General features: G+C 38.9%; 18 protein-coding genes and 1 pseudogene. 14 read left to right on the top strand and 5 right to left on the bottom strand.

Annotated elements, in window-relative coordinates; translation table 11 throughout:
- The first annotated feature begins 94 nt into the window (after nucleotides 1-94).
- A complete protein-coding gene (gene hemW / locus ACG916_RS07120) occupies nucleotides 95-1,249 on the top strand; it encodes a radical SAM family heme chaperone HemW (RefSeq protein ID WP_336953469.1) in 1,155 nt (384 codons plus the stop codon).
- 76 nt (nucleotides 1,250-1,325) lie between these two features.
- The gene (locus ACG916_RS07115; RefSeq protein ID WP_419327718.1) at nucleotides 1,326-1,811 is read left to right on the top strand and encodes a hypothetical protein; all 486 of its coding nucleotides are present in this window, start codon (nucleotides 1,326-1,328) and stop codon (nucleotides 1,809-1,811) included.
- 210 nt (nucleotides 1,812-2,021) lie between these two features.
- Here the strand turns inward: ACG916_RS07115 and ACG916_RS07110 are convergent, their stop codons facing one another.
- Nucleotides 2,022-3,845, bottom strand: a complete 1,824-nt coding sequence (locus tag ACG916_RS07110) for an acyl-CoA dehydrogenase C-terminal domain-containing protein (RefSeq protein ID WP_004725609.1) — start codon at nucleotides 3,843-3,845, stop codon at nucleotides 2,022-2,024.
- A gap of 233 nt (nucleotides 3,846-4,078) precedes the next feature.
- Here ACG916_RS07110 and ACG916_RS07105 point away from each other — a divergent pair, with 233 nt between their 5' ends.
- A complete protein-coding gene (locus ACG916_RS07105) occupies nucleotides 4,079-6,484 on the top strand; it encodes a hypothetical protein (protein ID WP_419327717.1) in 2,406 nt (801 codons plus the stop codon).
- A gap of 78 nt (nucleotides 6,485-6,562) precedes the next feature.
- Here ACG916_RS07105 and aroE read toward each other — a convergent pair whose 3' ends face one another.
- Together aroE and hemF are read right to left on the bottom strand one after the other, a co-directional pair.
- Nucleotides 6,563-7,351 carry a shikimate dehydrogenase gene (gene aroE, locus ACG916_RS07100; protein WP_336953473.1) on the bottom strand — a complete coding sequence of 263 codons (789 nt, stop codon included), beginning with the start codon at nucleotides 7,349-7,351 and terminating at the stop codon, nucleotides 6,563-6,565.
- Between the two features lie 674 nt (nucleotides 7,352-8,025).
- Nucleotides 8,026-8,967, bottom strand: coding sequence for an oxygen-dependent coproporphyrinogen oxidase (gene hemF / locus ACG916_RS07095; RefSeq protein ID WP_336953474.1), 942 nt, complete (start codon nucleotides 8,965-8,967; stop codon nucleotides 8,026-8,028).
- Between the two features lie 273 nt (nucleotides 8,968-9,240).
- On the opposite strand from hemF, the gene hemN reads away from it, so the two are divergent.
- Nucleotides 9,241-10,605 carry an oxygen-independent coproporphyrinogen III oxidase gene (hemN, locus tag ACG916_RS07090; RefSeq protein ID WP_419327716.1) on the top strand — a complete coding sequence of 455 codons (1,365 nt, stop codon included), beginning with the start codon at nucleotides 9,241-9,243 and terminating at the stop codon, nucleotides 10,603-10,605.
- A gap of 217 nt (nucleotides 10,606-10,822) precedes the next feature.
- On the opposite strand, the pseudogene ACG916_RS07085 reads toward hemN, so the two are convergent.
- Both ACG916_RS07085 and ribA read right to left on the bottom strand, forming a co-directional pair.
- Nucleotides 10,823-10,933, bottom strand: a pseudogene (locus ACG916_RS07085) (DUF4844 domain-containing protein); the annotation flags it as partial.
- A gap of 212 nt (nucleotides 10,934-11,145) precedes the next feature.
- A complete protein-coding gene (gene ribA / locus ACG916_RS07080) occupies nucleotides 11,146-11,748 on the bottom strand; it encodes a GTP cyclohydrolase II (RefSeq protein ID WP_336953476.1) in 603 nt (200 codons plus the stop codon).
- A 315-nt stretch (nucleotides 11,749-12,063) separates the two neighbouring features.
- Between ribA and dxs the strand changes: the two genes are divergently transcribed.
- The 10 genes from dxs to ACG916_RS07030 all read left to right on the top strand — a co-directional run bounded on the left by dxs (nucleotide 12,064) and on the right by ACG916_RS07030 (nucleotide 21,794).
- The gene (gene dxs / locus ACG916_RS07075) at nucleotides 12,064-13,968 is read left to right on the top strand and encodes a 1-deoxy-D-xylulose-5-phosphate synthase (protein ID WP_336953477.1); all 1,905 of its coding nucleotides are present in this window, start codon (nucleotides 12,064-12,066) and stop codon (nucleotides 13,966-13,968) included.
- A gap of 130 nt (nucleotides 13,969-14,098) precedes the next feature.
- The gene (locus ACG916_RS07070) at nucleotides 14,099-14,929 is read left to right on the top strand and encodes an inositol monophosphatase family protein (protein WP_004725624.1); all 831 of its coding nucleotides are present in this window, start codon (nucleotides 14,099-14,101) and stop codon (nucleotides 14,927-14,929) included.
- 179 nt (nucleotides 14,930-15,108) lie between these two features.
- Nucleotides 15,109-15,522 carry a hypothetical protein gene (locus tag ACG916_RS07065; RefSeq protein WP_419327715.1) on the top strand — a complete coding sequence of 138 codons (414 nt, stop codon included), beginning with the start codon at nucleotides 15,109-15,111 and terminating at the stop codon, nucleotides 15,520-15,522.
- A gap of 33 nt (nucleotides 15,523-15,555) precedes the next feature.
- Nucleotides 15,556-15,891 (top strand): hypothetical protein, encoded by a 336-nt coding sequence (locus ACG916_RS07060; RefSeq protein ID WP_419327714.1) that lies wholly within the window; start codon nucleotides 15,556-15,558, stop codon nucleotides 15,889-15,891.
- A gap of 336 nt (nucleotides 15,892-16,227) precedes the next feature.
- The gene (locus tag ACG916_RS07055; RefSeq protein WP_419327713.1) at nucleotides 16,228-18,165 is read left to right on the top strand and encodes a DEAD/DEAH box helicase; all 1,938 of its coding nucleotides are present in this window, start codon (nucleotides 16,228-16,230) and stop codon (nucleotides 18,163-18,165) included.
- Nucleotides 18,166-18,565: 400 nt separating this feature from the next.
- The gene (locus ACG916_RS07050; protein WP_004725631.1) at nucleotides 18,566-19,384 is read left to right on the top strand and encodes an ABC transporter ATP-binding protein; all 819 of its coding nucleotides are present in this window, start codon (nucleotides 18,566-18,568) and stop codon (nucleotides 19,382-19,384) included.
- Nucleotides 19,381-20,160, top strand: coding sequence for a lipid asymmetry maintenance ABC transporter permease subunit MlaE (mlaE, locus tag ACG916_RS07045; RefSeq protein WP_004725633.1), 780 nt, complete (start codon nucleotides 19,381-19,383; stop codon nucleotides 20,158-20,160). Before ACG916_RS07050 ends, mlaE begins: the two co-directional genes overlap by 4 nt.
- Nucleotides 20,160-20,837 (top strand): outer membrane lipid asymmetry maintenance protein MlaD, encoded by a 678-nt coding sequence (gene mlaD / locus ACG916_RS07040; RefSeq protein ID WP_244014196.1) that lies wholly within the window; start codon nucleotides 20,160-20,162, stop codon nucleotides 20,835-20,837. The genes mlaE and mlaD overlap by 1 nt, the downstream gene beginning before the upstream one ends.
- A gap of 21 nt (nucleotides 20,838-20,858) precedes the next feature.
- Complete coding sequence (locus ACG916_RS07035; RefSeq protein ID WP_004725637.1) at nucleotides 20,859-21,479, top strand: MlaC/ttg2D family ABC transporter substrate-binding protein; 621 nt, start codon at nucleotides 20,859-20,861, stop codon at nucleotides 21,477-21,479.
- Nucleotides 21,480-21,506: 27 nt separating this feature from the next.
- The gene (locus ACG916_RS07030; RefSeq protein ID WP_419327712.1) at nucleotides 21,507-21,794 is read left to right on the top strand and encodes a toluene tolerance protein; all 288 of its coding nucleotides are present in this window, start codon (nucleotides 21,507-21,509) and stop codon (nucleotides 21,792-21,794) included.
- The last annotated feature ends 106 nt before the right edge of the window (nucleotides 21,795-21,900 follow it).

The raw sequence follows: 21,900 nt of genomic DNA, 5'->3' as shown, positions 1-21,900 counted from the left end.
AATGTTTAGTCTAAAGCAAATTGATCACTTGTTCTAATCGGATGGTAGAAGTCATGTTAAAATAATCACTCTCTAAACTTGTTCTGAGCTTTCTTTGACTGATTTAACACCTCAAAATATACCTTTGTCGCTTTATATCCATATGCCGTGGTGTGTCCGTAAGTGTCCGTATTGTGACTTTAACTCACATGCTGTACCTGATGGGAAGCTGTCTTTAGATTTAGAGCAAGAATATTTGCTAGCATTGGTTGAAGACTTTAAAACCCAAGTGGATTTTGCTCAGGGACGTAAAATTCATAGTGTGTTTATTGGTGGTGGAACCCCGTCATTGATTTCTGCACAAGGTTATCAGTGGCTTTTTTCCCAGTTAAAAGCTTTAATACCGTTTGAGCAGGATTGTGAAATTACTTTGGAAGCCAATCCTGGGACAGTTGAACATGATCCTTTTGCAGACTATTTAGATGTTGGGATTAATCGTTTATCGCTTGGGGTGCAAAGTTTTAATCCTGATCATCTAACAAAGCTGGGGCGTATCCATTCCAATGATGATGCTGTTTCCGCCATTCAACATGCCAAACAAGCGGGTTTTCAACGCGTCAACGTAGATTTGATGCATGGTTTACCAGAACAGACTTTAGAACAAGCCTTGTATGACTTAAAACTTGCAGTCGAAAATGGGGCAACCCATATTTCATGGTATCAATTGACCATTGAACCGAATACGGTTTTTTTTCGCACTCAACCTATTTTGCCTGTAGATGATGTTCTGGAAACCATCCAAGAACAGGGAGAACAATATTTACAGGCCAATGGCTTTATCAATTATGAAGTGTCTGCATGGCGTAAAGAAAAACCGTCATCACATAATTTAAATTATTGGCAATTTGGCGATTATTTAGCGATTGGGGCAGGGGCACATGGCAAAATTACCCAAGCTGATGGTGTATACCGTTTTCAAAAAACCCGTTTGCCTAAAGACTACTTAGCCAAAGTGCCTGCTGAACATTTGCAATTTAAACGTATTGAAAAACAAGACATGCCTTTTGAATTTATGATGAATGCTTTACGTTTAAATGAGGGTGTTCATGCCCACATTTATCCTGAACGTACAGGGTTGAATTTGTCTGATTTAGATCAGGTAATTGGTTCATTAAAACAGCGTAAATTGATGTTGAATGATGACGCACAGTTGGCATGTACAGCGCAAGGTCATGTATTTTTAAATTCTGTGCTGGAAGAGTTTCTATAAATCTACAGCATAAAAATTTAGCTTTTGTTATGATCTGACTTAAAACAATAATCTATTAAAAGTTAAGGTCATCACAATGAATAAGTTTCTAATCAGTATGTTATTTGCTGTGGCAAGCCTATCACTGGCATATGCAAAAAACGATGTTCCTCAATTTAGCGACTATCCTGTGAAGGCTGTGTATACAGGCAAGACCGCGAAACTTGATCTTTCAGATCCAAGTGCCAATATGTTCCGCACTCGACTAAGAGAAGCATTAACACAAAAACCAGATTTTGCCGGTGAATATGTCACCACCATGTGGGGCTGTGGCGGGGGATGTAGAGTCTATTCTTTTGTCAATAAACGTACGGGTCAGCTTTTAGCGGATGGCTTTGGTGGGGAGGAACGGACTGAAGATGTGGTTGCAACACGTCCAAACAGCCGTCTCTTGGTCACACAAGAAGAGCATATGAATCAAAACTATGAAGTGGATCAAGTGACTACACGTTTTTATGTGCTCGAAAAAAATCGATTTAAGTTGATTAAAACCATTACTCAACCCGCTTCTAAAACTCAATAGTAGGGGATGACAGAATTATCTGTTGGCTTTTAAACAGGTCAATTTTTAAAAGCATTAAAGCAAGCGCTTAAGGGCATTTTTAAGTTCAGGCTTTCAAGGATGGGCTTCTGCTACAAGTAAATGAATATCACTGTAGTGCAGCTTGCACTGTTATATTTAAAAAAACAAAGAGCGCCGTAGCGCTCTTTGTTTTTTCAGAAATCTTAAATTTTAGTAATCAAAACTAAAATGTTCTGCATCAAGTGCCATCATGGTACGAGATGGATTTACCATAGACTCAGCATGACCTTGTGAACGTGGTAATAATTGTTCAAAGTAGAAATCTGCAAGTTTGATTTTTGCTTTATAGAACTCAGGAACTTCGGCACCATTACCAGACGCTAGTTTTTCAGAAGCGACTGCTGCTTGTTGAGCCCAGTAGTAAGCCATCATTGCATAACCAGAGAACATCAAGAAATCCACAGAAGCAGATGATACGATTTCGCGGTCTTTACGTGCTGCAAGCATAATACGTACAGTCAAAGCGTTCCATTGCGCACAGATCTTGGTTAAATCCCAAGCAAAACGACGCATATATTTGTTACGTGCATGTTGACCACAGAATTTCAAGATTTCAGCGGTATATTCACGAACCACTTTACCTTTAGATGAAAGCAGCACTTTACGACCAATTAAATCAAGTGCTTGGATACCTGTCGTACCTTCGTACAAAGTCGCGATACGTGCATCACGTGCAATTTGTTCCATGCCATGCTCTTTGATATAGCCATGACCACCAAACACTTGCATACCCAAATTCGCAGATTCAAGCCCCATTTCTGTTAAGAAACCTTTGAGAATTGGGGTATAGAAACCAAGCTTATCATCATATTCTTCAAATTTTGCTTGATCACCTTGTAACATTGCATCAGTCATTTTATCTGCAAGTTGAGCGGCATGATAAATCATTGCACGACCGCCTTCTGCAAATGCTTTTTGAGTCAAAAGCATACGACGTACATCTGCATGGTGAATGATTGCATCAGCCACTTTGTCTGGATCTTTTTTACCAGATAGAGCACGCATAGACATACGGTCTTTTGCGTATGGTAAAGCACCTTGGAATGATAATTCCGCGTGAGCAAGGCCTTGTACAGCAGTACCAATACGCGCCGTGTTCATGAAGGTGAACATTGCATGTAAGCCTTTATTCACTTCACCAATCAGATAGCCTGTTGCGCCATCAAAGTTTAATACTGCTGTAGCAGATGCACGAATTCCCATTTTGTGTTCAATAGAACCACAAGTCACAGGATTACGTTCACCCACTGTACCTTCAGCTGTAGGGATGAATTTAGGCACAATAAACAATGAAATACCTTTAGTCCCTGCTGGTGCATCTGGAAGACGCGCAAGAACGATATGGATAATATTTTCAGTTAAATCATGTTCACCCGCAGAGATGAAGATTTTTGTCCCTGTAATCGCGTAAGTACCATCAGCATTAGGTTCAGCCTTAGTTTTTACTTGACCTAAGTCTGTACCACATTGTGGTTCAGTCAGACACATTGTTCCTGACCATGTACCCGCAGTCAGGTGTGGCATATAGGTATTTTTTTGTTCGTCTGTACCAAATTGCAGGATGGTATTCATACATCCCATGCTCAAACCTGGGTACATGGTGAATGACCAGTTTGCAGTCCCCATCATTTCAGATTTGATTAGGTTTAATGACATCGGTAAACCTTGGCCACCAAACTCTTCAGGATAAGACAGGCCTTGCCAGCCGCCTTGAATAAATTGGTTATAAGCTTCTTTAAAACCTTTTGGTGTCGTGACTTCACCATCTTTAAAATGACAACCTTCTTCGTCACCAGATTGATTCAGCGGAGAAAGTACATTTTCACAAAAATCTGCAGCACCTTCTAAAATCATATCGACAGTATCAGCATCGGCATTTTCGCCAATTGATAGTGTTTTATAATGTGCAGAATAGTCAAAAACTTCATTCATTAAAAAACGTATGTCACGGAGCGGCGCTTTATATGCTGGCATGTGTTTAATCCTAATTTAAAAATAGTTTTGGATTTTCAATCTATAGCTTCATTATTCATAATCATATGGGAATTACATTGATAAGACTCTCTAAAAAAATTGTCAGAAATGCGAATTTGGTAGAAAAAGCACATGTGAATTTGTTGATTTTTTGATAGTCTTGTACACTTTGTTTTTTATTGTTTCATTGTTATTTTTATTGTCATTATAATATTCAAGTGGGTAGATCTATCATGCATTTAAAAAAATTAACATTGTGTTTATTGGGTTTGAGTTTATCAGCATGTTCTACACATGTGATTAAAAGCAATGCTTTAAATGCAGATCAAGACGCTCCGCAACGTGCAATTCAAGGGTTTAATGCCTTATATGAATATCCAAATTTTGATTACCGTGGACAAGTTAAGGTTCGACTTGATAGCGTTCAGAAAGCCAACACAGCTGATACAAAACAATTAGATACTACAATTGAAAAAAAGGTCAATCAATACCTGAAAGATCAAAAAATCAAGTTAACCGATGCGCAAAAAAAAGATCTTTATCAAGCAATTGCTAAACAGGACTCAAAGTATTTTAGTCGTTTTGCTGGTATGGGCGCAGATGTTGTACAAAATATCGTGAATGATTTGCAGATTCGTTATGATGGAACGGTAAATTATCGTCAGAAAATGGCATCGTTTAACTTAGAGACACTGTATAAAAAACCCAACCTCTCTGTGGAAATGCGTATTCCTACAGTTTTGGATTTAAATAATTATAAATTCTATACGCATATCTATTCTTTGATGCCTTATTTGGCTAATTCACAAGATCAGAATAAATATGCCTATTATGATTTTTCTAAATATAAAGATGATATTGCCAAGGTAAATGGAAAAGCCTTGGTTGAGTTGCTTAAACAATCAGGCGCAACCTCTTATTTAATTGCTTCCCCGAATCAAATTGAAAATCTTGCGGTGAGTTCAGCTGAGAAGCAAACAGGTGTGGTTGAAAAAATCCGCTTGAATACCACCATTGAAGAAATGTTTTTGCAAGGTCAATTGTATTCTACAGTAAATCGTCAATATTTCATGAATTCAGTGCTTGGATTGAGCGCTACTAATATTGCAAAACTATTAGATACTACAGGAGAAAGCCAATCTAGCGATGATGCTAACGAAGCGGCACAAGCTGCAATGAAAGCAGTAGAAGAAGCCTCAGCGGGGATCAATACTGATGATGCGGGAGTGGCTGATGCCGCTAGCGCCATGTATCAACTTTATAGTGCAGTCAATCGTCAATCTCATGACGCGTCTGAAGAAGAGGTGGATGCAGTTTATGCAGATGCACAAGACGCGGCTAAAAAAGCAGTTGAAGATGACGAAGACTATGCCACTAGCCAAGCTTCTGATGCTGCTGAGCAGGAAGATGACAATGTTGAAGCTGAGTCTGAAGACGTATCAGCAGCGCGTCAGAAAATTTTAACTGAACAACAGTGTGAAGATTTAACAAAAGCAAAAGCTCATCCACGTTTTGGTGATGTGGAATATTGCCAGTATCATTATGAAATTGATGTTTTAAGTACTGAACAAAAGGATGATGCATCTTCAGCCAGCAAAACTTTACAGCAGCAAAGTAATGCAGCGCTTGTCAAAACCTTTACAGGCTATGCGAAAGACCAGTTGGTTGATGCTCAACAATTTAAACAATTGTGGAATCAACATCATACTGAAGTTGAAGCCAGTTTGCCGGCTAAAAACAAACGTAATCCTTTAATCGTTGATCTGTCTTTAGATAACAAAGGCCGGGCGGTAAAAGTAGATTATGATTTGGGTGTGGATTTTGATAAATTAAATCGTAAGCTGAATGTTAAGATGGATATGCAATTCCTTAATTATGGAAATGCCAGCAAGATCGACCAGAGTGTTTTACAGCAAGCCAAACCATTTAAAGACATCTTTAAAGGCAGCATTATGGAGCAAGCTGTAGGTGGTATTGCGGGTGTTTCAGGTGATACAGGCAGCCGTTCAGAACAAAAATACTTAACTTTAGATGAGCGTTTAGCACAGTTGGCTGAACAGGTGTTTGCACAAACGGGTTCCTATGAAAAAACCTATAAAGCGGTATTTATTGCCAAACTGACTGCAGAAAAACCTGAGCTAATCAAACAATACTCTGCTCAAGATTTACAGGAAATTGCGGCAGTCTACGCTTATTCTTATTCTGATGAAGGGATTTACAATCCAAAAGGCCAGACTTTAAAGCAGATCCAAGCTTTACAGAAAAAACATCATTTGGAAGATGACCACCAATATGATGATGGACTTGGAAATGCTGTTGATGAGATCGTGGCTAAAGTCTGGAAAGATAAGCAAAGTGTTTTAGAAATTCAGAATTTAGTTAAGAAATACAAAACCACTGAAGCTGTTTTTGTGCAATATTATATGCAGAAGTTTGAAGCAGAAAATGAGATTGAAAAAGGGCAACGTGCTGACTTTATCAAAACAGCGAAGATTTTAGCCAAGTCTTATACTGCATTTAAACGTAATAAATTTAACGATCAGGTAGTGGCTGGCTTGGATCAAGACGCGACTGAATTTATTGATTATGATTTATTTAAGCAAACCTATCAGATCTTGAGTGATGCCAAGTTAAAGTAATTGATCTTGGTTTGGTTAAAAAGAACCTCAATTGAGGTTCTTTTTTATTGATTTTTTAAAACAAAGATACATCCATGATTAAAGAAAATCTTTTAAATTTGGACGAACCCCATTCCAAATATAAAATGCTTCGATGGCTTGTCCAACCAACATACCGAAGCCTTCTGAGCTTGGAATCTGGCGCGCTTTGGCTTGATCGATAAAACTTGAAGGTTTGCCATATGCCATTTCATAAGCATGGTGAAAGGTTAAGGTTTCAGGAAGAATCAGTGCATCACCCGTTAAGCTTGCCGAAGTCGCATTGATAACAAGATCAAATTGCCCATCTAATTCATCTAGGCTACAAGCGGAAAGTTCTGCTTCAGGAACAGCGCTTTGTAAATCTGCCACCAATTGTTCCGCACGTGAACGGGTACGGTTGGCAATCACAATCATTTTAGCCCCCGCTTTTACCAAAGGGTAAACCACACCGCGAGTTGCACCGCCTGCACCAATAATCAAAATATCTGTGTTTTCTAAAGTCCAGTCCAATGCTTTAATCGCATCGACTAAACCTTGTCCATCTGTATTGTCACCATGCAAAATGCCGTTTTCCATCCAAAGCGTATTGACTGCCTTAGCGATTTTTGCACGTTCTGTCAGTTGTTGGCATAAGGCAAAAGCTTGTTCTTTAAATGGCACAGTAACATTCATACCTATGCCATTGTGTGCAAAAAATTCATTAACACTTGCAGTAAAGCCATCGAGTGGGGCAAGACGTTTTACATAGTTGAGATCAATACCAGTCTTTTCTGCAAAGGCATGGTGTAGTTCAGGTGAACGAGAGTGTTCAATCGGATTTCCAATGACTGCGAATAGTTTACTCATGCCAAATGTCCAAGTATTGATTGTATTGATTTTTAGAGAATCTCGACAATATACTTGAAAATGGATGATACAACCAAACTATATGCAGTTTAGCTTATGCTAAAATTTGAATAAATTGATGATTTAGAGCTCTTTTTTAATCGCGCTAAAGCTGGTTTTTAAGAGGAAGGTTTTTTGGGAAATGTTGTGCTTTAAAAAAGATGCTTATGGGTTGCAAACTGACTCTAAGAAGTCAAGAAAAATCATAGCAAAAACAACAAGAAATCCAGCAGATAATACAACACTAGAGGTAATCGAGATGCTGTCAGAGAGATGGTTGTTAGAGATAATAGTGGTTGAAATAGAGCATGCTAATAAAAATAAAATACTGAATGAAAGTGTAACCTTGTGATTTTCTAATAAATTCCTCATACCTACCTCTGGTTTCTACCGCTATAATAATCTTTAATGCTAAGACTTTTTTCAAAAAAATTAAGGAAATTTTAAGGTTGGTATCTTAGCCAAGTTCGAACATATATTAAATTAAAAAAGTGTCCTAATCGTGAATTATTCTCATTTTAATTGTGAGTAAATCTTTCAAGACTTATTTTCTCAGAAGTATTCAACGGTTTAAGTTAAAAAGCTATCTTAAATGAAAGATAGCTTTTTAACGATGAAGCTTAAATTGCTGATGATTACTTTAATATGGACAACCAGTCTTTAGGCTTTAAATAATGATCAGTGAGGCGTTTTTCTGGGCTATTTTCATCCCATTCTGGGCGATAAGACCATGCAGCAAGTGGTGGCATGCTGACCAGAATAGATTCAATTCGCCCACCAGTTTGTAAGCCAAATAAAGTTCCACGATCATAAACCAAATTATATTCAACGTAGCGACCACGACGATACAGTTGGAAGTCTCGTTGGGCTTGTGTAAATGGTTTATCCTGATTTCTTTGGAAAATAGGCAAAATAGCATTTAAATAACCATGAGCGACCGCTTGTATATATTCAAAGCATTTTTCAAAATCCCATTGGTTTAAATCATCAAAAAACAATCCACCAATACCCCGTTGTTCATCACGATGTTTTAAATAGAAATAATCATCGCACCATTGCTTATGTTCCATATAAATTTCTTTACCAAACGGTGCACATAGATCAAATGCTGTTTGGTGCCAAGATAAAACATCTTCATCATTCGGGTAAAAAGGCGTGAGGTCAAAACCACCACCAAACCACCAAATTGGTGCCTGTCCTTCAGGTTCTGCAACAAATAGCCGTACATTGGCGTGAGATGTTGGAACATTGGGGTTTGTTGGATGAATGACCAAAGAAACACCCAAGGCTTGTGCTTTGGCTCCAGCAATTGCTGGATGGCGTTCTGTTGCTGAAGCTGGTAGTTTGGAAATGTTGATGTGAGAAAACATCACCCCGCCTTTTTCGATCACAGTACCATTTTGTAAAACACATGAACGGCCACCGCCCCCTTCAGGGCGTTGCCAGTCATCAATTTCAAATGTTGCAGTGCCATGGCCTAATTTTTCTTGTTGCTCTAGGGCAGAGCAGATTCGAGCTTGTAAATCTGTCAGGAAATCACGAACACGTTGAATATCTGCAGAAGTCGGGTTTTGCATGATCATCCTCAAAGGAGAATTGAAAAATTTTCTACATCAAAACATAAAAATTCAAAAAAAACAAAACGAAGTCATCATGAAGACATTTTTTGAACGTGCCGTGAATTAATTGAACGTGAGTGAAAATCTTTGGTTATCGTTGGCATAAGCTTCGCAATCCCGAGCAATTCGCTAGGTTGAAATCTATCCTTAAGCTCAGCACAATGTATTGAGGATAAATTCAATTTTGGGTTTATTTCATTTTGAATGTTAATTGCGTATCGAGCAGTGAATATGAGTTGTTCCTTGATTCAAAAATACAATGTTGCTGGACCCCGTTATACTAGTTATCCAACGGTTCCATATTGGGATGAGGCTTCATTTTCGCTGCAACAATGGAAACAAACGCTAAAGCGCTCTTTTGATGAGTCTAATCTCGCTGAAGGCATCAGTCTTTATATTCATTTACCGTTCTGTGAAAGTCTATGTACTTTTTGCGGATGCCATAAAAAAGTCACTAAACGGCATGATGTTGAACTACCCTATATTCAAGCAGTTTTAAAAGAATGGGATTTATATTGTCAGTTGCTAGAAGACAGACCCATCATTAAAGAAATCCATTTGGGGGGTGGGACACCAACATTTTTTTCAGTTGAGCATTTACAACAATTAATTCAGGGTATTTTAGCCAAAGCCAATATTGCGGATCGTTATGAATTTAGTTTTGAAGGGCATCCCAATAATACCACACGAGAACAGTTACAGGCCTTATATGAGCTTGGTTTTCGCCGTGTCAGCTATGGTGTGCAAGACTATAATGAGAATGTTCAGAAAGCCATTCATCGTGTCCAGCCCTTTGAAAATGTAGAAAGAGTCACGCAATGGGCACGTGACATTGGCTATACATCCATTTCACATGATCTGGTTTTTGGTTTGCCATTTCAAAAATTAGCAGATGTATTGCATACCATTGATTTGACTAATACTTTAATGCCAGATCGCTTGGCTTTTTATAGTTATGCCCATGTGCCTTGGATTAAGGGCAATGGACAGCGTGGGTTTAAAGATCATGATGTGCCCAAAGATGGAATGAAACGAACGCTATATGAAGAAGGGAAAAAGCAACTTTTAGCCCATGGTTATCATGAGATTGGGATGGATCATTTTGCTTTAGATCGGGATGAGATGTATCAAGCATTTCATGCAGGTACTTTGCATCGTAATTTTATGGGCTATACCTCATCAAAAACACAAGTCATGATCGGATTGGGTCTATCTTCAATTGGTGATAGTTGGTATAGCTTTGCACAGAATGAAAAAAATTTAGAAGCTTATTACAGTTGTCTTGAAAATGATGAAATTCCTGTGGTGAAAGGGCATGTGTTAAGTGTAGAAGATTTAAAGATTCGTCAACATATTTTGAATTTGATGTGTACCTTTCAAACCTCTTGGTCAGATCACATGATGGATTTTGCCGAACGTGGTGATGTGATTCAACAGCTTGTTGAAATGCAGCACGATGGTTTATTGAATATTGAAGTGGATCGGATTGTGATCACGGAGCAAGGGAAACCTTTTGTCCGTAATATCTGTATGGCGTTTGATTTGCATTTAAAACGTAGAAAACCTGAAACGCAAATTTTCTCGATGACGATATGATTCTATTTTACAAAATATTGTATTTAAACATTTAGATGAAGAAGTGTAGATGATTCCTTTCTTTTCAGGGATGAAAGAAACAAAAATCCTTAGTTGGGCAAAGGGGACTCCTGTCATCCTTGCCCAACGGTGACATCCCTGTCGCCATCCGAGAGAGCAAAATCTTTCTTGATGTTTTATTTATAAAAATTAGTGAATTATTAGAGATGTTATGGTTTTACTGATTCTTTTGTTCAATTAACTTATTAATGACTTCAACATATACCCAAGTATTTAAAATAATATCTGAGCTTTCTAGGCCAATAATATCTAAAAATTTTTCATAGCTAATCGAGTTTTTGCTTTAATTAAGGATTTTGTATCTCAGAATATAAAAAATGTCGGGCAAAAAGTGACCTTGTTGTTGGAGCTGTTTTAATTATTGAATGATTGCAGATTAGGCTTTTGAATCATATGCGTTGAATAAAAGGAGAATGATTGCAAATAAGATTGAGCTTAATTTCATTAGTTCAGTCTCCTATTATTTAACTTAGTGATTATTTAAAAATCATCTTTCTCATACATATGAGACATACGGTCATGTTTGGTTTTTAAATAATCTTCATTGAACTTATTTAAGCCCACTGTCAACGGTACACGATCTAATACATCAATACCTAAATCTGTTAAAGCTTTTAATTTTAATGGATTGTTGGTAATGAGTTTAACTTGTTTGACCTGTAAATGATCAAGCATGATGCTACACATATCATATTTACGTGCATCAGCAGGTAGGTTTAACAATAAATTTGCATCAACAGTATCGTGCCCTTGATCTTGCAGCGCATAAGCACGGATTTTATTGGTCAAACCAATACCACGACCTTCTTGGCGCAAATATAAAATCACACCCTGACCTGCTTCATTCATCATTTTCATGGTGTTGTGCAATTGAGGACCACAGTCACATTTTAATGAGCCAAAGGCATCGCCAGTTAAACATTCTGAATGAATACGAACTAAAACGGGGTTTGTAGGCGCGATTTCTAAACCCTTAGAAAGAGCAACATGCTCTTCACCTGTTTGTGGATCTTGAAATACAGAAATTTTAAAATCACCATAAGCAGTGGGTAATTTTGAAGTGGCAACAAACTCTATTGACACAGAATCTTCCATCTATTTGTTTAGAAATTGGCTAAAGTATAGCGTAATGCTTGGACATTGGTAGGTTTGTAAAGCATGTTTTTATAGATAACATTGCTATAAAAATTTCTTTTTTGTATAAAGCACACGATAATAGTTGATATATAGATAGATTATTCATGATAATTGACACCAATAGCACACTAGCTGACTTGGAAGTTCCAATGACGCATCATTATAAATGTGGCTGATCGAATGTGATATGATTTGTTCTCACAATCATGCTAACCCGTTTACCTAGCTAGATTTGCCAGGCTTTAGAAGGCTTTGCCACATATGTTGTATACCGAAATACCTAGTCATCGTCCTGTTACGCCTTTGTTGAATGAAATTAATCATCCTCAACAATTACGTCAGTTTGAGCAAAGCCAATTGCCGCAGGTCGCAGACGAATTGCGTCAATTTATTTTGTATGCTGCTGGACAAAGTGGCGGGCATTTTGGTGCAAACCTTGGCGTTATAGAGTTAACAGTCGCCTTACACTATTGTTTTGAAACCCCAAGAGATCGTTTAGTTTGGGATGTAGGCCATCAGGCGTATCCACATAAAGTTCTTACAGGACGCCGTGAGCAATTGATGACCATCCGTTCTAAAGATGGATTGGCAGCTTTTCCAGCACGTGATGAATCCGAATTCGATACTTTTGGTGTAGGACATTCATCGACTGCAATTTCTGCTGGCTTGGGCATGGCCTTGGCACGTCGTTATCAAAAAGATCCTTGTGAAGTTGTTGCCATCGTTGGTGATGGTGCGATGACTGCTGGAATGGCATTTGAAGCCATGAATGATGCAGTGGCACATAATGCTGATTTGTTGGTGGTACTCAACGACAATGATATGTCGATTTCATGTAGCACTGGTGGTTTTGCTAAGCATTTGGCTGCAATTTGGGAACAAGGGCAATTCATCAATATTGATGAAGAAGGGCAAGCTTTTGTACAGGATTGTCCTGAATGGAACTACAACTCTCGCTTACATCAATCTGCGACTGATGCCGCGGATAATCTATTTAAAGCGATTGGTTTTGATTATTTTGGCCCATTTGATGGCCATAATGTTGAGCAACTGGTCCAAGTCTTTAATGCGCTTAAAAAACGTAAAGGGCCACGCCTGATCCATGTCTATACTGTGAAAGGTAAGGGTTTTGCGCCTGCTGAAGCGGATCAAATTAAATATCATGCGATTGGCAAAATTAATGCTTCAGCTACTAAAAATTTAGCACCAAAATATTCAGATGTATTTGGGCAATGGCTTTGCGATGAAGCTGCACAAGATGACAAATTACTCGCGATTACCCCTGCTATGTGTGAAGGCTCAGGCATGGTACAGTTTGCTAAGCAATTTCCAGAGCGCTACTTCGATGTTGCTATTGCAGAACAGCATGCTGTGACATTAGCCGCCGGTATGGCTTGTGAAGGACTAAAGCCAGTTGTGGCGATTTATTCAACCTTCTTGCAACGCGGTTATGACCAGCTGATTCATGATGTTGCTTTACAAAATCTTGATGTGACCTTTGGTATTGATCGTGCAGGCTTAGTCGGTGAAGATGGTCCTACGCATGCTGGTGCTTATGACTATGCTTATATGCGTACTGTTCCAAATATGGTGATCATGGCGCCAAAAGACGAAAACGAATGTCGCCAAATGTTGCATACAGCATATCTATACAAAGGGCCAACTGCAGTACGTTATCCTCGCGGTAATGGTTTAGGTGTAGAAATTCAACAACAGTTGATTGAGCTGGAAATTGGTAAAGCTGAAATATTGTTAGAACTCAATACTGAACACGAAGACGGTATCACGATTTTGGCTTTTGGCAGTCGTGTTCAACCTGCGCTTGAATCAGCAAAACAACTCGCACCAACATTGGATATCGCAATTCGTGTGATCAATATGCGTTTTGTGAAACCACTGGATGAACAAATTATTCGTGATTTGGCAGATAAAACGCACTTATTTGTTACTGTTGAAGAACATGCGGTGATGGCAGGTGCGGGTAGTGCCGTAAATGAGTTCTTGGCACAGGCACAAATTCTGAAGCCAATTTTAAACTTAGGTTTACCTGATGAATTTCTTGCACAAGCAAGCCACTCTGAAATGCTTCAAGACTGTGGTTTAGATGAAAAAGGTATTCAAAACTCGATTGAACAGGCATGGTTAAAGCTAGTACAACACGTTTAAGCTTATGTAAAAATTGAAGTTGTAAAATTTTAGAAACAAAATTTCCCAAAAAGCGCCGATATTTGCTAAAATGTCGGCGCTTTTATGCATTATTCTTTATCAGTATCTTCAAATTTGTAGTGGGTGTTCAATGGAACCTATGGTGGTGATGGCTGCGCGTGCGGCTCAGTTAGTTGGTCAAGAGCTTTTAAAAGCGCATCAAAATCGTCATAAACTCGATCTACAAGTCGAAGAAAAAGGAATTGATGGTCCAGTGACTCGTGTAGATCGTTATATCGAGCAGTTGACTATTGATACGCTTCGTAAAAGTTATAAAAATCACAGCTTCCTTGGTGAAGAGTTTGGGCTACAAGAAGGTAAAGGTCATGATGCCGATTGGTGTTGGGTGATTGATCCTCTTGATGGTACTTTAAACTTTATCAATGCTTTCCCACATTTCTGTGTATCTATTGCAGTTCAACATAAAGGTGTAACTCAACACGGTGTTATTTATGACCCTGTGAAAGATGAGCTATTCTCTGCAAGCCGTGGTCGTGGCGCAATGTTGAATCAACGTCGTATTCGTGTGAATGTTAAAGACAGTCTTGAAAATACCTTTATGGGTGTAGGTCATGCTTACCGCGCTAAACGTAATGGTGAGATTGTTTCTTATGCGAAAAACCATTTTGAATCATTATTAAATGTAACTGAAGCTGGTGCACAATATCGTCGTGCAGGTTCTGCTGCATTAGACTTGGCTTATGTCGCAGCTGGTCGTTTAGATGGTTATTTTGAGCTCGGTTTAAAACCTTGGGATATCGCAGCAGGCGAGCTTATGGTGAAAGAAGCGGGTGGTACAGTCGTTGATGCTCGTGGTGGTTCAGATTCTATGGAAAATGGTCAAGTGATTGCGTGTTCTATGAAAATGTTAAAACCATTGATGCAAGCTGTTGTTCCTGCTTGGGGTGAAGCTGCGAAGTAATTTATACTTGTGTAGATTGAGTTTTAAAAAGCCTTCATTTTTATGAAGGCTTTTTTATGGGTTGTGATTTAATGCAATACTACCAATACTGAATGTCGTTGTTTAAACTTCTGTGATTGCAAGACCTAGCGAATAGTACTTATATAAAAAATAATACAACTTATTGGGGGAAGCTAAGGGTGAGAAATTTACTGGATAAAGTAAAAAAGTTATTTGGTTTTAAATCTATGAGCCAAAAAATGGAACAGGGAAATCCATATCTTAAAATAGATGAATCTAAAACAACTCAAGAGCAATGCGAAAGATTATTGCTATTAGAGCATGAGGATCATATGGAAATTATTTGGGATCTTCAAATGAGAAAAGATCCTTATGCTATTCCTTATATAAAGCGAGCAATTTTTTTAAAACCTCACTTGGCATATTTAGCTAGTGAAGAGGATTCTGCCTATTTCAAAAGATGTCTTTGGGTATTACAAGAAATAGGTACAGTAGAAGCTATCAATTTAATAGAAGAATATACGCATTCAGATAAAGAAGAGCTTGCAGAACAGGCACGGTATAGAATTTATCGAATTAATGGTGGCACTTAGATGAAATCCAAAAACTAACTCGGAATAGATCAATTGAAAACTATTTATCAAAATGAAAAATTTAGTCTAAAAACCCATCATACAATTCCTCATGAAGATGTTGCGCTGCAAAACATAGACTTTTGGGTCATTATAGATGGACAAACATTTTTGGGCAGTGCAAGCACAACTGAAAATATTCAATATTTAATGCAGAAAAATAAACAAACAGGAGAGTGCGCTTTAGGCACATATCATTGGCAATCCAATATGATTATTCTAAGTGAGTTTACCATTAGGTGTTTAGCGGTCGCTGTAGCAGATATTATTGAGGATGAGAGTCTAGTTGTAGATCAAGTTTTTTATTTAATTCCTGAATATTATGAATGATTTAATACAATACAGGAAAAAACAATAAAACTTCGTGACATTATTATAAATTCTGCTATACTCTGCGCACGCACTAAATTTCGTTCATTACCTGAACATTTCTCTTCTATATTGTGTATGCGCGTCCGGTCCAAAGAGAGGACAATATTTCGCGCCCCACCCAATCGCTTAAGCGATTCCTTCAGGTTGCGGCTGTTATCAAATGTGCGTTATACGCATCGTCGTTCTCGGATCGCCGCTGATTCTATATTTTCAGCGATTATTGCTGTGCCGCTTTTTGCCGATGTCCATCAGACCATATATTAATGGAGCACCCACATTAGGGTGAATATCTCTATGAGCAAAACTTTTGCTGAATTTTCATTAGACGAGTCGCTACAGAAAGCACTCGAGAGTCTTGGTTTTACTACGCCGACTCCTGTTCAAGAACTATCTATTCCAGCGGCTTTAGAAGGAAAAGACCTTCTAGTATCAAGCCAAACTGGTTCTGGTAAAACTGCTGCATTCTTACTCCCTACGTTAAACGCTTTAGCTGGTCAAGATACTTTTGTACCATTTAAAGATCGTATGAAAGCAGTAACTCAACCAAATATCTTGGTGATTTCACCTACTCGTGAACTTGCACAACAAGTATGTCAAGATGCGATTGCATTTGTACGCCATATGAAAGGTGTACGTGTTGCAGCAATTATGGGTGGTATGCCTTTTGGTAAGCAAATCCAACAATTAAAAGGTGCACAAGTTGTTGTTGCGACTCCAGGTCGTTTACTTGATCTTGTAAACCGTCGTCAAATTAAACTTGATTTAGTTGATGCTTTAATCGTCGATGAAGCTGACCGTATGCTTGACTTAGGTTTCTCTGAAGACCTAGAAGCAATCAGCGATTTAGCTTTAAATCGAAAACAAACATTAATGTTCTCTGCAACATTTGCACCACGTATCATTAATCTTGCTGAACGCATGATGAACGAACCTGAACGTATTGCAATTGAAACAGGTCATTCTACAAATACTGATATTACCCAAACTTTACATTGGACTGATGGCTTTGAGCATAAGAAAAAATTGCTTACGCATTGGTTAAATGAAGAAGACGTAGATCAAGCAGTAGTATTTGCTTCAACTCAAGAAGATACAGATATGCTTGCTGAAGAGCTTGCAGAAGCAGGTCTTTCAGTTGTTGCGCTTCATGGTGCTATGCCACAAACTGTACGTAACCGTCGTTTACGCAGTATCCGTGAAGGTCGTGCAAAAATTCTTGTTGCTACAGACGTAGCTGCTCGTGGTCTTGACGTACCAACAATCTCTCACGTAATTAACTTCGGTCTTCCAATGAAGAATGAAGATTATGTGCATCGTATTGGTCGTACAGGTCGTGCGGGTCGTACCGGTAAAGCAATCACTTTAGCAACTTACCGTGAACGCGGTAAAATCCGTGCTTTAGAAGATTATTTAGAAGCGCGTTTAAGTGTTTCTGAAATCGAAGGTTTAGAACCATCTCCACCTCCAGCTCGCGGTAGTCGTGATGGTGGCGGTCGTGGTCGTAGTAACGGTGGTGGTCGTCGTGAAGGCGGTCGTGGCGGTTTCGGCGGTGGTCGTCGTTTTGAAGGTGAATCAAACTTCAAACGTCGTGAAGGTGGTGATGATCGCCCACGCCGTAGCTTCGATGACAAACCACGTGGTGATCGTCCATCTTATGGTGATGACCGTCCTAAGCGTGATTTTGGTGATCGTCCACCACGCCGTGAAGGTGGTTTCGGTGATCGTCCACAACGTTCATTCGGTGGTGAAGATCGTCCTAAGCGTGATTTTGGTGATCGTCCACCACGTCGTGAAGGTGGTTTCGGTGACCGCCCACAACGTTCATTCGGTGGTGAAGATCGTCCTAAGCGTGATTTCAACTCTGATCGTCCACGTCGTGAAGGCGGTTTTAACGATAAACCTCGTTTTAACTCGAATGATGACAACCGTGGCAACAGCGTAGATTACAAACCACGTCGTGAAGGTAGTTTTGCTGATCGTCCTAAGCGTGATTTTGGTGATCGTCCACCACGCCGTGAAGGTAGTTTCGGTGACCGTCCACAACGTTCTTTCGGTGATGATCGTCCTAAGCGTACATTCGGTGGTGAAGATCGTCCGAAGCGTGAATTTAATTCAGATCGCCCTAAACGTGCGTTTGGCGGTGAAGATCGTCCTAAACGTGAATTTGGTGGTGAAGATCGTCCAAAGCGTGAATTCAATGCAGACCGTCCGCGTCGCAAATTCAACGATTAATTAGATATTTTTAATAAAAAACCAGCCTAAAGGCTGGTTTTTTATTGCAAGTTGAAAAGTATTTGGTAAAATAAAGTGTGACATAGTTCAATTTATTTAATAAAACAGTTAGACTTAACTTATGAAAAATTGAATCTAATAAAGTTGGTGATTTCTTTGAGGTAATTATGTTATACATGTTCTCACTTTTATTGATCTCAAATGTTGGGTACTTTTTTTATAGCCTGCTTTTTAGATAATCTATTTGCTCATTAAATAAAATTTAAAAGTAAAAAACTAAAAATAGACCAAGTAACCTTATTTATAAAGATGAATATTCTTTATTATCTTTTAATTACAAAACATATAGATATTTAAGAGTATAGTATGTGGGCTGATAAATGCAGGAAAAAGTTCAGCTATGAATAAACACAGTCATTCCGAAGCTGAAGCTTTAATTGAAGTCAAAAATTTAAGTTTTAACCGAGGTGAACGCGTTATCTACGATAATGTGAGTTTGCAGATTCGTCGTGGGCAAATTACCGCAATCATGGGACCATCTGGAACGGGTAAAACAACCCTGTTACGGCTCATTGGTGGTCAGCTTAGCCCAGATGCTGGTGAAGTACGACTTGATGGGAAAAACATTGCTTCGATGTCACGTAATGAGCTTTTTGCTGCACGTGCGCGTATGGGGATGTTATTTCAGAGTGGTGCGTTATTTACCGACATGACCGTCTATGAAAATGTTGCTTTTCCAATTCGCGCACATACAAAATTACCAGAAAATTTAATTGCTGAGTTGGTGGCACTAAAATTAGAGTCGGTTGGTTTGCGTGGTGCTGAAAAGTTAATGCCCGCAGAACTTTCTGGCGGGATGAATCGACGCGTGGCGCTTGCTCGTGCGATTGCGCTTGACCCAGACTTGATTATGTATGACGAACCCTTTGCTGGGCAAGATCCGATTGTGATGGGGGTTTTGACCCGATTAATTCGATCATTACGTGATGCTTTAGATCTAACAACAATTATTGTTTCACATGATGTTGATGAAACATTATCAATTGCTGACTATATTTATGTTGTGGCTGAAGGTAAGGTGCAAGGCGAGGGGACACCTGAGCAATTGCAACAACACGCTTCTCCATTTGTACAGCAATTTTTAACAGGTTCAGTTGAAGGTCCTGTTGATTATCAATTTAGTCATCAAGCCTATTTAAGTAATGAGGTTAGTTCATGAATGCTATTGCCTTATTGGGTAGACGCGTTCTAGAACGTGTTCAGGGCATTGGTGTTGCAATGCTCATGTTGTTGCGCATTTTATTCTCTTTGCCAACAATACTTGGTGTAAAACTTTTCATTTATCAGATGTATCGAGTAGGCGTACTGTCTTTATTGATCATTGCTGTATCTGGTCTGTTCATCGGTGCAGTACTCGGTTTGCAGATGTATAACATCTTGGTCACTTTTGGTAGTGAAGCAATGTTGGGTGCGGCTGTGGCTTTAACCTTGTTGCGTGAACTTGCGCCTGTTGTGGCTGCCTTACTTTTTGCTGGTCGTGCAGGTTCTGCTTTGACCGCAGAAATTGGCTTAATGAAGGCGACTGAACAATTATCCAGTATGGAAATGATCGGTGTTGATCCGTTAAAGCGCGTGATTTCTCCACGTTTATGGGCGGGTATTGTCAGTTTACCGATGCTATCTGTGATCTTTGCTGCGATTGGTATTATGGGCGGCAAAATGGTTGGAGTTGATTTTCTCGGCGCAGACGAAGGCTCGTACTGGAGTGGTATTCTGAGTAGTACTCAGTTTATGAAAGATGTGTTTAACGGGACCATCATAAAAAGTTTAGTATTCGCTTTAATTTGTACTTGGATTGCGGTGTATCAAGGTTATGCTTGTGAACCAACATCTGAAGGTATCGCAACATCTACGACACGTACTGTTGTGTATTCATCGTTATGTGTTTTAGGTTTTGATTTCGTGTTGACTGCGGTCATGTTCGGAGGTGTTTAATGAAATCACGTGCTAGTGAGCTGACCGTCGGTATTTTTGTCATCATTTTTGGTCTCGCTCTGTTCTTTTTAGCTATGAAAGTGAGTGGCTTGGTGGGTACAAACTTAAAAGATAGTTATGAAATGACTGCAACATTCGACAATGTGAATGGTTTAAAACCGCGTGCCAAAGTGACCATGAGTGGTGTTAAAATTGGACAAGTTGACGCAATTACACTTGATCCTGTGACACGTCATGCAACAGTTAAATTCGATTTAGATGGTTCATTGACAACATTCAATGCAGAACAGTTGAAAAAAGTAAAAGAAAATGCGCTAGGCGATTTACATTACAGTGCTGACTATCAGGCTGCGACACCTGAGAAACAAAAAGAAATGGAAACGCAACTGTTAGGTAACATGAAATCCATCACAAATATTGATGAAGATGCTTACATAATGGTCGCAACCAATGGTCTTTTAGGCGAAAAATATTTGAAAATCGTACCAGGTGGTGGCATTAACTACATTAAACGTGGTGAAAGCATTGAAAACACCCAAGGTACGATGGATCTAGAGGATTTGATTACTAAATTTATTACGGGTGGTGCAGGAAAATCATCAACTGGCGCATCGGAAGCTAAAGATGCATCTGCATCCACTGAAACAACTGATGCTCAAACTTCATTTGTTGAATAGGCATTAGAGGAGTTATTGAAAATGAACATGCTGTTAAAACAAACTTTTACTGCAACTATTTTAGCAACTATGGTGGCGACTGCCGCTCAAGCTGCTCCAGCAGAAGCACCACCAGCATTTGTTAAACGTGTTGCTGATGGCCTGATTTCACGCTTAAAAGCAGATCAAGGTAAATTGCAAAACCCTGCTACTGTTAAAGCGATTGTTCGCCAAAACCTTGATCCTTATGTCGATGGTCAAGCGTTTACACGTATTGTGATGGGAACTTATGCAAATAGCAGTACTCCTGCTCAACGTGCGCAATTTGAACAAAACTTCCGTAATACTTTGATTGAGAATTATGGTAGCGCATTTGCAAAGTATTCAAATCAATCGTATTCAATGCGTCCGTATAAGGCAACCAACAGCAAGTTTCCTGTCGTTACTTTAGACTTCAATAACAATGGCGAAAAGATCCCTGTATCTTTCCAATTGTCTGATGCAGGTAGCCAATGGAAAGTACGTAATTTGAATGTGTCTGGTATCGATCTAGGTTTGCAATTCCGTAACCAATTTGCTGCGAACGTGCAACGCAACGGTGGCAATATTGATAAAGCAATTGCAACATTCAAGCCTGATGCAGACGCTGCTGTTAAGAAGTAAGCTCATAACATAGATAGGTGCAAGCGAGTGATTGAATTTAAAAATCAGGAATTATATGTTAGCGGTAAAATTGCTTACGAGAATGCTGAAAGCTATTATTTAAATGGTTTGAGAGTGATTCAAAATGAGAAAAATTTTCCAATAACTGTGAATCTATCACAGCTTGAACATGGCAGTACCCTTGCTTTATCTGTGTTTGTGCAGTGGTTACGTCAAACATCAAATCTTCAGGGGCTGCAGTTTAAAGCAGTGCCTGAAAAGATGATGAAAATTATTCAAGCTTGCCATTTGCAAGATGACTTGAAATTAATTTAGCATATGCAAGATTGATGTAAAAAAGCACCTAAGGGTGCTTTTTTATTGACTAATGGATTTTGAACGATTGTAAATCTCAACACAATCCAACAGAAGGAGTGGAGTA

It is taken from the genome of Acinetobacter legionensis (genome assembly GCF_048552295.1).
Lineage (GTDB): Bacteria > Pseudomonadota > Gammaproteobacteria > Pseudomonadales > Moraxellaceae > Acinetobacter.
This window is presented reverse-complemented; position numbering and strand designations above follow the sequence as displayed.

Bases quoted from the DNA above. Each gene is read 5' to 3' on its own strand.
- ACG916_RS07115 (WP_419327718.1), top strand. From the start codon at position 1,326: ATGAATAAGTTTCTAATCAGTATGTTATTTGCTGTGGCAAGCCTATCA.
- dxs (WP_336953477.1), top strand. From the start codon at position 12,064: ATGTTGTATACCGAAATACCTAGTCATCGTCCTGTTACGCCTTTGTTG.
- ACG916_RS07050 (WP_004725631.1), top strand. From the start codon at position 18,566: ATGAATAAACACAGTCATTCCGAAGCTGAAGCTTTAATTGAAGTCAAA.
- ACG916_RS07035 (WP_004725637.1), top strand. From the start codon at position 20,859: ATGAACATGCTGTTAAAACAAACTTTTACTGCAACTATTTTAGCAACT.
- ACG916_RS07070 (WP_004725624.1), top strand. From the start codon at position 14,099: ATGGAACCTATGGTGGTGATGGCTGCGCGTGCGGCTCAGTTAGTTGGT.
- mlaD (WP_244014196.1), top strand. From the start codon at position 20,160: ATGAAATCACGTGCTAGTGAGCTGACCGTCGGTATTTTTGTCATCATT.
- aroE (WP_336953473.1), bottom strand. From the start codon at position 7,351: ATGAGTAAACTATTCGCAGTCATTGGAAATCCGATTGAACACTCTCGT.
- ACG916_RS07105 (WP_419327717.1), top strand. From the start codon at position 4,079: ATGCATTTAAAAAAATTAACATTGTGTTTATTGGGTTTGAGTTTATCA.
- hemF (WP_336953474.1), bottom strand. From the start codon at position 8,967: ATGCAAAACCCGACTTCTGCAGATATTCAACGTGTTCGTGATTTCCTG.
- mlaE (WP_004725633.1), top strand. From the start codon at position 19,381: ATGAATGCTATTGCCTTATTGGGTAGACGCGTTCTAGAACGTGTTCAG.
- ACG916_RS07055 (WP_419327713.1), top strand. From the start codon at position 16,228: ATGAGCAAAACTTTTGCTGAATTTTCATTAGACGAGTCGCTACAGAAA.
- hemN (WP_419327716.1), top strand. From the start codon at position 9,241: ATGAGTTGTTCCTTGATTCAAAAATACAATGTTGCTGGACCCCGTTAT.
- ACG916_RS07110 (WP_004725609.1), bottom strand. From the start codon at position 3,845: ATGCCAGCATATAAAGCGCCGCTCCGTGACATACGTTTTTTAATGAAT.